Here is a 13,703-nt window from a genome sequence, read left to right as displayed (position 1 = left end):
GTGTGTCCTCCGTCCGCTCGTCTGGGCGCGACCGGCGGGCCGGTGCCGGTGCGCCCCAGGTGCGCCCGTACAGGTTTCTTCGGCGTCGCTGACCCGACGAAGGCTGGACCGGGTGACCTGAGGAAGGGCCCGATGACCAGAAAAGGGGGAGCGCGCCCCGCCGGAGACGACCCGTGGCGGCGCACAGTCAACCTACCGCCGGAACACAAATAGCACAGCCCCCGAAACCGTGGTCAGATGCGTACGGAACAATCGGGCACTGTGCCAGTACCTGAACCGCCGGCCGGCCGCGTACGGTCGTCCGCCCTCGCCCCAGACGTCGCCAGCCGGCTTCGGCGCAACGACGACGGCCTCGTGGCCGCGATCGTCCGAGAGCACAGCACCGGCGAGGTGTTGATGATGGCGTGGATGGACGACGAGGCGCTGCACCGCACGCTCACGACGGGCCGGGCGACCTACTGGTCGCGCAGCCGCCAGGAGTACTGGGTGAAGGGCGCGACGTCGGGGCACCACCAGTACGTGAGGTCGGTGGCGCTGGACTGTGACGGCGACACGGTGCTGGTGAGCGTCGAGCAGGTCGGCGCCGCGTGCCACACGGGCGCTCGCACGTGTTTCTTCACCGAGTTGCCCGCGAAGCAGGGGAGTCCCGCATGACGACCGGTGCTGTGAGCCCTGACGAGAGCGGGTTTGGCGAATTGGCGGCCACTCGCCGGGTGGTGCCGGTGACGCGGCGGCTGCTGGCCGACGGCGAGACCCCGGTGGGGGTTTACCGGAAGCTGGCCGGCGGCCCGGGCACGTTCCTGCTGGAGTCGGCCGAGCAGGGCGCGGGCTCGGCGGGTACGGCCTGGTCGCGGTACTCGTTCGTCGGTGTGCGCAGCGCCGCCACGCTGGTGGAGCGTGACGGGCGTGCGCAGTGGCTGGGCACGCCGCCAGCGGGGCTGCCCACCGGGGGCGATCCGGTGGCGGTGCTGCGCGAGACGGTCGCGGCGCTGACCGGCGACACGGCCGTTGACGGCCTGCCCCCGCTGACCGGCGGCATGGTGGGATATCTGAGCTATGACCTGGTGCGCCGGTTCGAGCGGCTGCCGAGCATCGCCGACGACGACATCGGCCTGCCCGAGCTGGGCATGATGCTGGCGACCGACCTGGTGGTGCTCGACCATTTCGACGGTTCGGCGATCCTGGTGGCGAACGCGATCCTTCCCGAGCGCGCCACCGACGCCGATCGCGTGGCCGCGTACCACCACGCGGTGGGCCGGCTCGACGCGATGACGACGGCGCTGTCCCGCCCGATCCCGCCGATGATCTCCACTGTGGAGAGTGCGGGGCTGGGCGACGTGGTGAGCCGCACCGATCCCGGCGCGTATCCGAAGGCGGTCGAGACGGCCAAGGAGGCCATCCGGGCCGGCGAGTGCTTTCAGATCGTGGTGGCCCAGCGGTTCGAGCGGGAGACCACCGCCGACCCGCTCGACGTCTACCGGGTGCTGCGCACCACCAACCCGAGCCCGTACATGTACCTGCTGCGGTTCGACGGGTTCGACATCGTGGGCTCGTCGCCGGAGGCACACTTGAAGGTCACGGGTGGCACTGGAGGCACAGCGAGGCGGGCACTTCTTCATCCCATCGCCGGCACCCGGCCGCGGGGCGTGACCCCGGAGCAGGACGGCGCGCTGGCCACCGAGCTGATCGGCGACCCGAAGGAGCGGTCGGAGCACGTCATGCTGGTCGACCTGGGCCGCAACGACCTGGGCCGGGTCTGCCGGCCGGGCACCGTGGAGGTGCCCGAGTTCGCGATGATCGAGCGGTACAGCCACGTCATGCACATTGTCTCGACCGTCGTTGGTGAGCTGCGCGAAGATCAGACGGCGTTCGACGCGCTCGCCGCGACGTTCCCGGCGGGCACGCTCTCCGGCGCGCCCAAGGTCCGCGCCATGGAGATCATCGAGGAGCTGGAGCCGACCCGCCGGGGACTCTACGGCGGCACGGTCGGGTACTTCGGGTTCGGCGGCGACCTGGACATGGCGATCGCGATCCGCACGGCGCTGCTCCGGGGCGGCCGGGCTTACGTGCAGGCTGGCGCGGGGATCGTGGCCGACTCGGACCCGCTCGCCGAGGAGCGTGAGACGCAGAGCAAGGCGGCCGCCGTGCTCGCCGCCATCGCGGCCGCGGAGACGCTGAAGCCAGCACGATGAACACTCGGCGGGAGTTGAGCCTCGCGGTGCTGTTGTGCGCCGCCGGCGCCGGGCTGGCGCTCTTCGCGGCGACCCGCACGTGGTGGGTCGAGGTGGTGCCTCGCCCGGCGCCGCTGCCGGCGACCCGCACGGCTCACGACGGTGGCGGTCTGCTGCCGGCGCTCGCACTGGTGGGACTGGCTGGGGCAGGGGCCATGGTGGCCACCAAAGGGCGGGCGCGCAGGTGGCTGGGCGTACTGCTGCTTCTGAACGGTGCTGGAGTGGCGACCGGCGGGGCGCTTGGTCTGAGCGATGCCATCGGTTGGCCTTTGGCCTGCGTAGCAGGCGGGGTGGCGCTCGTCGCCGGCGGCGCGCTCGCCGTCGTGCGCGGCGGCCGATGGCCGAGCCTTGGTACGCGTTACGAGCGCGCGCCCGTCGCGACCTCGGACTGGGACGCGCTCGACCGGGGCGAAGACCCGACGCTGCGCTGACTGAGCTGCCGGCGGATCTCGGCGATGCGGTCGGCCCGGGCACGGTCGGCGCAGACGGCCTCCCAGGCGTTGCCGCGGGCGGTGCGAATGCGGTCTTCGCCGACGACGGCCCGCTCGACCGTGTCGATGACGCCGACCGCCATGGAGAGAACCGTGCGGGGGAGGGCGACGAAACCGCTCTCGGGTGTGTTCATGGCTTCGCTCCGCAAATGATCAAACCGGTTGGGGCGCCGTCGAATAGTTTGCCCGATAACCAGCCTGCGCGGGGCGTGTTTCGGGGTGGTGACCGCACCGTCAACTCTCCGGTCCCCGGGCCGTATCGGCAACGCCATGCTCGTCACACCGAAATGTGTCTAAGGTCGGTTTCGTGGGTATTAGCGCCGCAACGCCCCAACAGGGAGGTTGATGAAGCGGATCGTGCTTCCCATCGCCACCGCGGCTGTCGCGGCCGCGGGCCTCATCGCCCTCGCCGGTCCGGCTCCCGCTGCCCCTGAGCAGCCCGTACCGACGCTGTGGCCCGTGCCGACATGCATCGCGCTACCCGCGTGGCCGGTGCCGACGCCGTTGCCGAGCGGGGTGCCGACCGACCTCCCGCTGCCGACCGCGTGGCCGCAGCTGCCGCTGCCCACCTGCGCGCCGTCGCCCACGGTGACGCCCTCGTAGCGGGCGGCCGGGCATTATGCCGCAGTCCACGGGGTGAGGGTTGCCATACCCCGGACTCCAACTATTCCGTGGCGACGCCTAGCATCGGGCGAATGACACCCGGAAAGGGGAGTCCGTTGGTGACTGCTGAGCATGCAAGCGCGGATGACGATGGCACCCGGCCATCCGTGAGTGTGCTCGACGAGATTCTCGCTGGAGTGCGCGAGGACGTCGAGCAGCGACAACGACAGGTCTCGCTGGAGCGGGTTAAGGAGCTGGCCGCCGCGGCACCGCCGGCGCGCGACGCGTACGCCGCGCTGCGCAAGCCGGGCGTCGCGGTGATCGCCGAGGTGAAGCGGTCGTCCCCCTCCAAGGGGCAGCTCGCCGAGATCCCGGACCCGGCAGACCTGGCGACCGAGTACGCGTCCGGCGGCGCCCGGTGCATCAGCGTGCTCACCGAGGGGCGGTGGTTCGGCGGGTCGATCGAAGACCTCGTGTCCGTGCGCGCCGCCGTCGACGTGCCGGTCCTGCGCAAGGACTTCATCGTGTCCAGCTACCAGGTGCACGAGGCGCGGGCGCACGGCGCCGACCTGGTGTTGCTGATCGTGGCCGCCCTGGAGCAGAACGTGCTCGTCGGCCTGCTGGAGCGCATCGAGTCGCTGGGCATGACCGCCCTGGTCGAGGTGCACACCGAAGAAGAAGCCGACCGCGCACTGGAGGCCGGTGCGCAGGTGATCGGCGTCAACGCCCGTGACCTGCGCACGCTGGAGGTCGACCGGTCGGTGTTCGAGCGGATCGCCCCCGGGCTGCCCAGCAGCGTCGTCAAGATCGCCGAGTCGGGCGTGCGGGGTCCGCACGACCTCATCCGGTACGCCTCGGCGGGCGCCGACGCGGTCCTGGTGGGTGAGGGCCTGGTAACCCAGAAGAGCCCCCGCGACGCCGTGGCCGAGCTGGTCAACGCCGGCAACCACCCCGCTACCCCGCGGCCCGTCCGGTGACCGCGTCCCTCGCCGGCCTGCTGCCCGACGTCGCCGGGCACTTCGGGCGGTACGGTGGCCGGTTCGTGCCGGAGGCGCTGGTCGCCGCCCTCAACCAGCTCGACGCGGCCTATCGGCACGCGATGGCCGACGAGGCGTTCCAGGCGGAGTTCGGCGCGCTGCTGCGCGACTACGCGGGCGTGCCCTCGCTGCTGTACCGCGCCGACCGGCTCTCCAATGAAGTGGGCGCCCGCGTCCTGCTCAAACGGGAAGATCTCAACCACACCGGCGCGCACAAGGTGCGTAACGTGCTCGGCCAGGCGCTGCTCACCAAGCGGATGGGCAAGCGCCGGGTGATCGCCGAGACCGGTGCGGGGCAGCACGGCGTCGCCAGCGCCACGGCCGCCGCGCTCATGGATCTCGAGTGCGTGGTCTACATGGGCGAAGTCGACACGGAGCGGCAGGCGCTCAACGTCGCCCGCATGAAGATGCTCGGCGCCACCGTCGTGCCGGTGACCAGCGGCTCGCGCACGCTCAAGGACGCGCTCAACGAGGCGCTCCGCGACTGGGTGTCCACGGTCGACCACACCCACTACGTGATCGGCACGGCGGCGGGTCCACACCCGTTCCCGGCGATGGTGCGCGACTTCGCCCGCGGCATCGGCGTCGAGGCGCGGCGGCAGTGCCTCGACCTGACCGGCGCGCTGCCCGACGCGATCGGTGCCTGCGTCGGCGGCGGCTCCAACGCGATCGGCATCTTCCACGCGTTCGTCGGTGACGAGGGCGTGCGGCTGTACGGGTTCGAGGCGGGCGGCGAGGGCATCTCCAGCGGCCGGCACGCGGCGCGCTTCTCCGGCGGCACGCCGGGGGTGCTGCACGGCACGCGCACGTACGTGCTCCAGGACGACGACGGGCAGACCCTCGAATCACACTCGATCTCGGCGGGGCTCGACTACCCCGGAGTGGGGCCCGAGCACGCGTGGCTGCACGACACCGGCCGCGCCTCGTACCTGCCGGTGACCGACGACGAGGCGATGGCGGCGTTCCAGCTGCTGTGCCGCACCGAGGGCATCATCCCGGCGCTGGAGAGCGCGCACGCGATCGCCGGCATCATCAAGGTCGTGCCCTCACTTCGTGAAGAGCTGGGACGCGAGCCGACGATCATCATCAACCTGTCCGGGCGCGGCGACAAGGACGTCGAAACGGCCGGCGCCTACTTCGGGATCCTGAAATGACAGAGCTAGCTGGCGCTCGCCTCCGCTCGCGCGGGTCATGCGCCCCAAAGCCTCCCTGTAGCCGCCAGTCGCTCCGCTTTGTGGCGGCTGCGGGAGGCGGCGCATGACCATCGCGGTCGCCTTCGAGAAGGCGCGGGCCGAGGCGCGGCCGTCCGGCCGGGAGCGGCCCGGACGGGCCCTCGTCGTCGGGTGCATGCCCGCCGGGTTCCCCACGGTCGAGGGCAGCATCGCGTCGATGAAGGCGATGGCTGAGGCGGGCGTCGACGTGATCGAGGTGGAGTTGCCGTACTCCGACCCGGTCATGGACGGCCCGGTCATCCAGAAGGCGAGCGACATCGCGCTGGCCGCTGGGGTACGCACCCGTGACACGCTGCGCATCATCGAGGCGGTCGCGGCCACCGGTGTGCCGGTCGTACTGATGACGTACTGGAACCCGATCGAGAAGTACGGCGTCGACGGCTTCGCGCGCGACCTCGCCGCGGCCGGCGCCACCGGCATGATCACGCCCGACCTGATCCCCGACGAGGCGCAGGAGTGGCTGGCGGCGTCCGAGACGCACGGGCTCGACCGCACGTTCCTCGTCTCGCCGTCGTCGACCGACGACCGGATCGCGATGACCGTCGGCCACTGCCGCGGCTTCGTGTACGCGACGTCGATCATGGGTGTCACCGGGGCACGCGAGCAGACCTCGTCGGCGGCGCCTGAGCTGGTCGCCCGGGTGCGCGCGGTCAGCGACCTGGCCGTGGGCGTCGGCCTGGGCGTACGCGACGGTGCGCAGGCCGGCGAGGTGGGGCGGTTCGCCGACGCGGTGATCGTGGGCAGCGCGTTGATCCGGTGCGTTCTGGAAGCGCCGGACGAAGCGGCGGGGCTCGACGCGCTCCGCACGTTGAGCGCCGACCTGGCGGCCGGCGTCCGGGCTGAGTCTGGTGCCCTCGCTCCGCTCGGGTCGCTCGCGCGCTCGGAAGCCGCCCTGTAGACCACAGTCGCTCTGGTCGCTTCGCTCCCGACGCTTTGTGCGGTCTGCGGGCGGCGCGCGCTCGCTGTGTCTGGTGCCCTCGCTCCGCTCGGGTCGCTCGCGCGCTCGGAAGCCGCCCTGTAGACCGCAGTCGCTCTGGTCGCTTCGCTCCCGACGCTTTGTGCGGTCTGCGGGCGGCGCGCGCTCGCTAACGAACCAACGCCGCCGCGGGCTGGTCGGCCTCGGCGTCGTCGGCCTCGGGAAGGTCCGGCTCCTTGTCGCGCTGGACCTCGCGCAGCACCCCGCTGCGCCCCGCGACCGCGTCCGCGACGGCGGCCCGCGCGGTCGGGGTCATCGGCTCGGGCAGCGCGTCGGGGTCGTGCCACGAGAGGCGGCTGATCCGGCCCGGCGAGTTGACCGACGGCTCGCCGCCGTCGATCTCCGCACGGAAGACGTGCATGAGCACGTCGGGCAGGTCTTCGCCGCACGCGTCGCCGGTGAGCTGGTAGATACCCAGCAGGTCGACCATGTGCGTCTCCAGCCCGGTCTCCTCGCGGATGTCGCGCACAGCCGCGTGCATCGGGCTCTCGGCCTGGCGGATGCGACCGCCGGGCAGGCACCAGAGGCGGTGCCCTTGACGAAGCTGACAGAGCAGTACGCGGCCGGCGGCGTCGGTGATGACGGCGGCGACCGCGGAGGTCAAGGAGCTCATGTAAAGAGCCTACGGCCGCCCGAACGTCAAGTCAGCCTCCCGGCCAGGTCCTTCGATACCGGACCTTGGTCAAACACCGGCCGACCGGGGTGACGCGGTGGGTCCTTGCGGCGGTAGCGTGTGCACCCGTGACAATCGCCGCAATCCCGAGCCCGAGCACCGCCATCTGGCACCTCGGCCCGATCCCGGTTCGGGCGTACGCCCTCTGCATCATTCTCGGCATCGCGGTGGCGTGCGCGGTGACCGAAGTGCGGTTGCGCCGCCGCGGCGGCCCGCAGTGGGCGGTGCTCGACATCGCACTCTGGGCGGTGCTGTTCGGCATGGTGGGCGCGCGGCTCTACCACGTGATCACCTCGCCGCAGGACTACTTCGGTGCGGGCGGTGAGCCCATCCGGGCGCTGTACATCTGGGAGGGCGGCCTCGGCATCTGGGGCGCCGTCGCGGGCGGTGTGCTCGGCGGGTGGCTCGCGGCCCGCCAGCTCGGCATCCCGTTCGCGGTGGTGGCCGACGCGGCCGCGCCCGCCCTGCCGCTCGCGCAGGCGGTCGGCCGGATCGGCAACTGGTTCAACAACGAGCTGTACGGCGGCCACACCGACCTGCCGTGGGGCCTCAACGTGCACCAGATGGACCCGGAGAACCCCGGCGAGGCGCTCAAGGACCAGAACGGCGACCCGATCCTGGAGCCGGGCGGCCCGTTCCACCCCGCGTTCCTGTACGAGGCGCTGTGGAACGTCGGTGTCGCCGGCGTGGTGATCTGGGCCGACCGGAAGTGGAAGCTCGGCAAGGGCCGGGCGTTCGCGCTCTACGTGATGGCCTACACGGTGGGGCGGTTCTGGATCGAGCTGATGCGCACCGACGAGGCCAACAAGATCCTCGGCGTGCGCCTCAACGTCATCACCTCGGTCGTCGTCTTCCTCGGCGCCCTTATCTACTTCCTGCGCGTCCGCGGCCCCCAGGAGTACCTGGTGCCGGTCGACGCACCGGTGGCCGCCCCGGCGGGCGGGGCCGGCGGCGACGTGTCGCAGCGCGACGTCTCCGGCGCGTCCGGCGCCGCGTCCCGCAAGCCGCAGCGGTACCGCGCGGTGACCGAGGAGCAGTACCGTGCGTACCAGGAGACTGGTGTGCTACCCGTCGTGGAGAAGGGTGATCTCCTCGACGACTTCGCGGACGACGAGACGGACGAGCCCGACGACGAGCCCGACGGCCTCGACGACGCGGCGGAGGACGACGCGGACGAGGTCGAAAAGTCGGACGAAGAGTCGGACGACGAGTCCGACACCGACGCTCGCGGCCGCGCCGAGAATGGCGGCGATTCAGCCGTCCGCACCACCGACGACCGCTGAGAGACCAAACCGAGCAAGGGGGCGCAGCCCATGCGTACCGCAGTCGTCGTGGGTGCCGGGATCGGTGGCCTCGCGGCCGCGGGCGGGCTGGCCCGGTCCGGTTGGCAGGTAACGCTCCTGGAGCGCGACGACCGGGTCCGCCCCGGCCGCACCGCGCTGATCCTGTGGCCCAACGCGGTACGGGCTTTGGAATCGCTCGGCATCGCTGACGGGCTGGCCGCGATCGCGACGCCGCTGCCCGACACGGGGATACGCCGTCCGGACGGCCAGTGGCTCGTGCAGCCCCGGGTCGGCGGCACCCGGCTGCCGGTCGTGGTGCACAGCGACGACCTGCAGGACGCGTTGGTGGCGGGCCTCGGCGACCGGGTGGAGATCCGCACCGGTGTCACCGTGCGCTCGGTACGCGCCAACCCGGGTGACCGGCCGGCGGTAGGCGACGGGCGCACCACGTTCGAGGCTGACGTCGTGGTGGCCGCCGACGGCATCGACAGCGCCGTCCGGCAGCGGCTCGCGCCCGAGTCCACCGTCGTCAGCTCCGGCTGCGCGGCGTGGCGGGCCGTGATCCCGTGGTACCGGGCGCCCAGCCTGCCCGGCGACGTGCCCGTGCGCGGCGAGACCCTCGGTGCCGGATACCGGTTCGTGGCCGCGTCGCTGGGCGAGCGCGGCTCGGCGGGCGCTTCCACGCGCGGCGGCATCTACTGGGTCGCCACGGCGGCCGGCGCGCCCCGCCCCGAGCCGCCCGCAACCCAGCTCGCGCTGCTGCGGCGGTGGTTCTCCAGTTGGCACGCGCCCATCGGCGACCTGCTCGCCGCCACCGAGCCCGACGACCTGGTGCAGCAGGAGGTGCGCGAGCTGCGCCCGCTGCCCCGGGGCTACGGGTTCCCAGCAGGTACGGGCGGGTTCGTGCTGCTCGGCGACGCCGCGCACGCCATGCCGCACCACCTCGGCCAGGGCGCGTGCCTCGCCCTCGAGGACGCGGCGACGCTCAGTTCGGTCCTGCGCGAGGTCGTGCCGGGCCAGCAGGCGCAGGCGGCCGTCGAGGCCTACTCGCGGCTGCGCCGGCCGCGCGCGGTGACGGTCGTGCGCCAGACCCGCCGCATGTCGGCGGTGCTCCAGACGCGTGGGCGCCTGGCGCTGCGAGCCCGCGACGCCGCGCTCGGCACGATCAGCCCTCGCCTGATGAGCAGCGCCGCGACGGCGGCCGCCGCCTGGAAACCCCCCGCCTGACCCGACACCACGGGAAAGGGACAGCCCGAACGAGCCGAACGGCCGGCTGACCGTCGCGCTCCGCAAGGTGCACACTACGCGGGATGACGAACGGGCGGCGTGGAGTCGAGGGGCACATCCGCTTGCTCGGCCCGGTGGAGCTCGCGGGCCCGGACGGCACCACCGCGTTGGCCGGGGGTCCGCGAGACCTGTTGTGCGTGCTCGCCCTTCGCGCCGGTGAGACCGTCAGCCGGGCGCTGCTGCGCGAGGCGGGTCGCGAGCCGGCCACGCTCGACCGCGACGCAGCCGCCCTCTCCGGCGCCCTCGCCCGCTGCGGCCTGCGGGGCTCGCTGGAGGTGCACCCAGCGGGATACCGGCTGGTGACGCGGCAGGTCGACGTGCGGCGGTTCCAGAGCGCGGTGCGCCGGGCGCAGGCGTGCAGACGCGGCGGTGACCTGCCGGGCGCGGTGCGCTTCTACGACCGGGCGCTGGTGCTGTGGCGCGGCCCGGAGCCGCTGGCCGAGGCGCGGATGTCGGGCTGGGCCGACGCCGAGGTGCGCCGGCTGCGCGAGAGCCGCACGGTCGCGCTGGAAGACCGGTGGGAGTGCGCGCTGCGCCTGGCCCGTGCGGCCGTGCGGGCGAGCGGTGCCCCGGTGGCCGACCGCGAGGCGGTGACGGCTGCCATCGCGGCCGCCGCGGAGGCTGCCGCCGCGATTCCCGCGCTGCAAGAGGCGGTCGCCGCCCACCCGCTGCGCGAGCGCCGCTGGGAGCTGCTGCTCATCGCCACGTTCCTCAGTGGACGCCGTCACGAGGCGGTCGCGGTGTACGAGCGGGCCTGCCAGACCTTCCGCGACCAGCTCGGCGTCGAGCCGGGCGAGCGGCTGCGCGCCCTGGCCGCGGCCGCCGAGCGGGGCGATCTCGCCGAGGCCGACCAGGTGCCGCGGCCGGCCATGCGGGGCCCGGTCCGCAGCGCACACGGCGCGACATTGCCAGTACCGCTGACGAGTCTGCTGGGGCGCGACGCCCTGCTCGACGCGATCGCCGGCTGGCTGCGCGACCGCCGGCTGGTCACGCTGGTCGGTCCGGGTGGCGCCGGCAAGACCCGGCTCGCCATCGCCGCGGCGCGCCAGGTCCGCGGGCCAGTGCCCTGGTTCGTCGAGCTGAGCTCCGTGGAGTCTCCGGTACGTGTGGCAGGGGCGGTCGCCGAGGCGTTGGGCCTGCGGGAAGAGTCGAGCCGCGACGCGGTCGACGCCATCGTCGACGAGATCGGCAACCAGGACCTCCTGCTGGTGATCGACAACTGCGAGCACCTCCTCGCCGGCTGCACCGAGCTGGCCGCCCGCCTGCTGCGCAGGTGCCCGCGGCTGCGGATCCTGGCGACCAGCCGCGCCGCGCTGCGGATACCTGACGAGCTGGCGGTGCCGGTGCCGCCGCTGCCGCCCGAGGCCGCGACCCGCCTCTTCCTGGAGCGCGCGCAGGCCCGCGCGGGCCGCCCGGTGGCGGAGGGCAGTGCCGGTGCGGTGGCGCAGCTGTGCGCCGAGCTCGACGGGCTGCCGCTGGCCATCGAGCTGGCCGCCGCCCGCACCCCGCTACTCAGCGTGCCCGAGATCGTCGCCCGGCTCCGCACCGACCTGCGGCTGCTGCAGAGCCCAGACCCGACCGTGCCCGACCGGCACCGCACCGTCGCCGCCACCGTGGAGTCCAGCCTTCGCCAGCTCGACCCCGCCACGCAGGCGTACTTCGACCGGCTCGCCGTGTTCGCCGGCTTCGACGCCACCGCCGCCGAGGCCGCTCGCCAGGCGATGTCGTCCGGGGCGCCCGGCGCGGAGGCGCTCGCCACGCTCGTCGGAGCGTCGCTCGTGGAGCGCACCGGTGACCGGTACCGGATGCTCGTGCCGATTCGCCGGCACGCTCTCGACCGGCTTGCCCGCGAGGGCGGCGAACTCGCGGCGCGGCGCGCGCACGCCGCCCACTATCTGGCGGTGGCGGAGTCGGCCGACGTCCAGTTGCGCGGCTCCGGGCAGGAGATCGGGCTGGCCCGGCTGCGCGCCGACGCGGCCAACCTGCGGGCGGCGATGGCTTGGTTGGCCGAGTCCGGGGCGGCGGCCGTGCCGTACGGCGACCTGCGGCTCTCGACGGCGCTGGCGATGGCGTGCCGGATCGGCGGCCACTATCGGGAGGCGCTGGGCTGGCTGTCGGCGGCCCTGGTGCGGCACCCGGACGCGCCGGCTCCGCTGCGGGCGGCCGCCGGTGCCGACGCGGCGATGCTCGCCATGCTGCTGTGCGACTACGCCACGGCCGCCGACTACGCCGAGGCGGCCCGGTCGGCGTACCGGGCCACCGGCGACCGGCGCGCCGAGGCCCGCGTGGTGATGACGCTCGGTTCGGTGGCCCGCGAGCGCGCCCAGTACGCGATCTCCGCCGCCCATCTCGACGAGGCGACCGCCACCTACGTCGAGTGCGGCGACGAGCTGGGCGAGGCGCGCGCGGTGCTGCTGCGGGGGTTCACCGCGTGGCTGGCCGGCGACCTCGCGCGGGCCGAGTCGCGGCTGCGGGCGTGCCGGCGCTGGTTCGAGCGGCTGGACGACCCGGAGCAGGCGGCGACCGCCCTGATGAACCTGGGCGCCGTCGCCCTGTACCGGGGCGACATCGACCGGGCCGGCTCGCTGCTCGACGCGGCCCTGGAGCGGTACGCGGCGCTGGGGTTCCCGGAGGGCGTCGGCTGGGCGCACAACCTGCGCGGCCTGGTGGAGCTGCGCACCGGCCGGATCGACCGCGCGGAGGCGCACCTGGCGCTGAGCCTCGCGACGCACCGCGAGGTGGGCGACCGGTGGCGCACCGCGAGCGTGCTGGAGGCCCTCGCCGAGGTGCACCGCTCCGGTGACCCGCGCCGGGCGGCCCGCCTGCTGGGCGCGGCGGCCCGCATCCGGGCGGAGATCGGCGCTCCGGTCCCCGTGTGCGAGAGAGCCGACCTGGCGGTGACGACTGCGGGCGTCCGCGCCGCGCTGGGCCCCCTCTTCGAGCCCATCTACGCCGAAGCGCGCACGCTGGACCTGGACGAGGCGTTCAGGCCCCGCCCCCTCGTCGCCGCACCGTAGTCACCCCAGGGGAGGGATCGACTCCGGCTCGGCTATGCAGGCCGTGCCCACGCGGCGGAAACCGACCCGCGTGTAGACCCTCGCGATGTCGTCGCTGCCCGCGCTCAGGAAGACCAGGTCGGTGCCCTTACTGAGGGCGTGACTGGCCAGGGCGGTTGTCACGGCAGCGGCCAGGCCGCGGCGGCGGGCCGACGGGAGGGTGGCCACACCGACGATCTCGGCCACGTCGTCGACCCGCTGGTACATGCCGCTGGCCAGTACGCCATCGGGAGATGGCACGAGCGCGGACGCCCGCCGGCCCGCGAGCGCCGCCTGCCGCTCGCTCTCGACCTCGTCCTCCGCGAGCGGCACCGTCGCGATGTCCCGTTCCGTGGGACCGGCGCTGCCGGCGGCGGTGCCCGGCGTGCTGAACCCGACCGCCGCCACGGCCCGCCGCGCCGCGAGGTGCGCGGCGAACGACGGCGCCTCGGCATCGATGATCGTTACTAGGTCCGGTGGCGGTGTGACCAGCGCCTCCCGGTCCAGCACGAGCAGTGGCGCCTCGAGCACGCGCAGTCCGGCCGACCGGGCCACGGCGAGGAGATCTGGGCTCGTTTCATGGACCCACTCGAATGCTTCTGGTGCTCCGACCTCGCGCTGTCGGGCTCGAACCGCGATAACATCGGCTGCGGACGGCGGTTCCGTAGCACCCAGTCGGGGCCGCGCGTAGTACGGCCAACCCGCGCCGTCGCGTACGAAGAGCACCAGCCCGCCGAAGTCTTCGGTGTGGGCCCCGTCACGGGGTACGGCGTCGTAGAAGCGTTCCAAACGGTCAAACAGCTCAGTCACGTGTGATCAATCTCCGCTGGTGGAGTTCGGCAACCCCTAACGTAG

13 protein-coding genes are annotated in these 13,703 nt (G+C 73.3%); 10 read left to right on the top strand and 3 right to left on the bottom strand.

All coding sequences use genetic code 11. From position 1 onward, the window contains the following. The first annotated feature begins 237 nt into the window (after positions 1 to 237). The 3 genes from hisI to V6V89_RS16445 are packed head-to-tail and all read left to right on the top strand — an operon-like array spanning position 238 to position 2,662. The gene (gene hisI / locus V6V89_RS16455; protein ID WP_442935154.1) at positions 238 to 654 is read left to right on the top strand and encodes a phosphoribosyl-AMP cyclohydrolase; all 417 of its coding nucleotides are present in this window, start codon (positions 238 to 240) and stop codon (positions 652 to 654) included. After that, positions 651 to 2,192, top strand: a complete 1,542-nt coding sequence (locus tag V6V89_RS16450; protein ID WP_334619992.1) for an anthranilate synthase component I — start codon at positions 651 to 653, stop codon at positions 2,190 to 2,192. Before hisI ends, V6V89_RS16450 begins: the two co-directional genes overlap by 4 nt. Next, positions 2,189 to 2,662, top strand: coding sequence for a Trp biosynthesis-associated membrane protein (locus V6V89_RS16445; RefSeq protein ID WP_334619991.1), 474 nt, complete (start codon positions 2,189 to 2,191; stop codon positions 2,660 to 2,662). The genes V6V89_RS16450 and V6V89_RS16445 overlap by 4 nt, the downstream gene beginning before the upstream one ends. On the opposite strand, the gene V6V89_RS16440 is transcribed toward V6V89_RS16445, so the two are convergent. Next, positions 2,590 to 2,856 carry a hypothetical protein gene (locus V6V89_RS16440; protein ID WP_334619990.1) on the bottom strand — a complete coding sequence of 89 codons (267 nt, stop codon included), beginning with the start codon at positions 2,854 to 2,856 and terminating at the stop codon, positions 2,590 to 2,592. The genes V6V89_RS16445 and V6V89_RS16440 overlap by 73 nt on opposite strands. Before the next feature lie 211 nt (positions 2,857 to 3,067). Here V6V89_RS16440 and V6V89_RS16435 point away from each other — a divergent pair, with 211 nt between their 5' ends. From V6V89_RS16435 to trpA, 4 genes are all read left to right on the top strand, one after another. After that, a complete protein-coding gene (locus V6V89_RS16435) occupies positions 3,068 to 3,325 on the top strand; it encodes a hypothetical protein (protein ID WP_334619989.1) in 258 nt (85 codons plus the stop codon). A 173-nt stretch (positions 3,326 to 3,498) separates the two neighbouring features. Then, entirely contained in the window at positions 3,499 to 4,302 is an 804-nt protein-coding gene (gene trpC / locus V6V89_RS16430; RefSeq protein WP_334620033.1) for an indole-3-glycerol phosphate synthase TrpC, read from the top strand. Beyond that, positions 4,299 to 5,516: a tryptophan synthase subunit beta gene (gene trpB / locus V6V89_RS16425; protein ID WP_334619988.1), complete on the top strand. Its 1,218-nt coding sequence runs from the start codon at positions 4,299 to 4,301 to the stop codon at positions 5,514 to 5,516. Before trpC ends, trpB begins: the two co-directional genes overlap by 4 nt. Before the next feature lie 103 nt (positions 5,517 to 5,619). Then, on the top strand, positions 5,620 to 6,492 hold the full coding sequence (gene trpA / locus V6V89_RS16420; RefSeq protein WP_334619987.1) for a tryptophan synthase subunit alpha: 873 nt from the start codon (positions 5,620 to 5,622) through the stop codon (positions 6,490 to 6,492). Between the two features lie 187 nt (positions 6,493 to 6,679). Here the strand turns inward: trpA and V6V89_RS16415 are convergent, their stop codons facing one another. Then, positions 6,680 to 7,183 (bottom strand): NUDIX hydrolase, encoded by a 504-nt coding sequence (locus tag V6V89_RS16415; RefSeq protein WP_334619986.1) that lies wholly within the window; start codon positions 7,181 to 7,183, stop codon positions 6,680 to 6,682. Positions 7,184 to 7,311: 128 nt separating this feature from the next. Here V6V89_RS16415 and lgt point away from each other — a divergent pair, with 128 nt between their 5' ends. The 3 genes from lgt (at position 7,312) to V6V89_RS16400 (ending at position 12,830) form a co-directional block, all read left to right on the top strand. Further along, a complete protein-coding gene (gene lgt, locus V6V89_RS16410; RefSeq protein WP_334619985.1) occupies positions 7,312 to 8,526 on the top strand; it encodes a prolipoprotein diacylglyceryl transferase in 1,215 nt (404 codons plus the stop codon). 30 nt (positions 8,527 to 8,556) lie between these two features. Beyond that, positions 8,557 to 9,753 carry an FAD-dependent oxidoreductase gene (locus V6V89_RS16405; RefSeq protein ID WP_334619984.1) on the top strand — a complete coding sequence of 399 codons (1,197 nt, stop codon included), beginning with the start codon at positions 8,557 to 8,559 and terminating at the stop codon, positions 9,751 to 9,753. 83 nt (positions 9,754 to 9,836) lie between these two features. Then, complete coding sequence (locus V6V89_RS16400) at positions 9,837 to 12,830, top strand: AfsR/SARP family transcriptional regulator (RefSeq protein ID WP_334619983.1); 2,994 nt, start codon at positions 9,837 to 9,839, stop codon at positions 12,828 to 12,830. Here the strand turns inward: V6V89_RS16400 and V6V89_RS16395 are convergent, their stop codons facing one another. Next, complete coding sequence (locus V6V89_RS16395) at positions 12,831 to 13,658, bottom strand: GNAT family N-acetyltransferase (protein ID WP_334619982.1); 828 nt, start codon at positions 13,656 to 13,658, stop codon at positions 12,831 to 12,833. Positions 13,659 to 13,703: the final 45 nt, after the last annotated feature.

Source organism: Micromonospora sp. CPCC 206061, from assembly GCF_036906915.1.
GTDB lineage: Bacteria > Actinomycetota > Actinomycetes > Mycobacteriales > Micromonosporaceae > Phytohabitans.
This window is presented reverse-complemented; position numbering and strand designations above follow the sequence as displayed.

Coding starts and splice junctions, on each gene's coding strand:
- V6V89_RS16435 (WP_334619989.1), top strand. CDS start 3,068: ATGAAGCGGATCGTGCTTCCCATCGCCACCGCGGCTGTCGCGGCCGCG.
- V6V89_RS16445 (WP_334619991.1), top strand. CDS start 2,189: ATGAACACTCGGCGGGAGTTGAGCCTCGCGGTGCTGTTGTGCGCCGCC.
- V6V89_RS16400 (WP_334619983.1), top strand. CDS start 9,837: ATGACGAACGGGCGGCGTGGAGTCGAGGGGCACATCCGCTTGCTCGGC.
- V6V89_RS16450 (WP_334619992.1), top strand. CDS start 651: ATGACGACCGGTGCTGTGAGCCCTGACGAGAGCGGGTTTGGCGAATTG.
- hisI (WP_442935154.1), top strand. CDS start 238: ATGCGTACGGAACAATCGGGCACTGTGCCAGTACCTGAACCGCCGGCC.
- V6V89_RS16405 (WP_334619984.1), top strand. CDS start 8,557: ATGCGTACCGCAGTCGTCGTGGGTGCCGGGATCGGTGGCCTCGCGGCC.
- trpA (WP_334619987.1), top strand. CDS start 5,620: ATGACCATCGCGGTCGCCTTCGAGAAGGCGCGGGCCGAGGCGCGGCCG.
- V6V89_RS16440 (WP_334619990.1), bottom strand. CDS start 2,856: ATGAACACACCCGAGAGCGGTTTCGTCGCCCTCCCCCGCACGGTTCTC.
- V6V89_RS16415 (WP_334619986.1), bottom strand. CDS start 7,183: ATGAGCTCCTTGACCTCCGCGGTCGCCGCCGTCATCACCGACGCCGCC.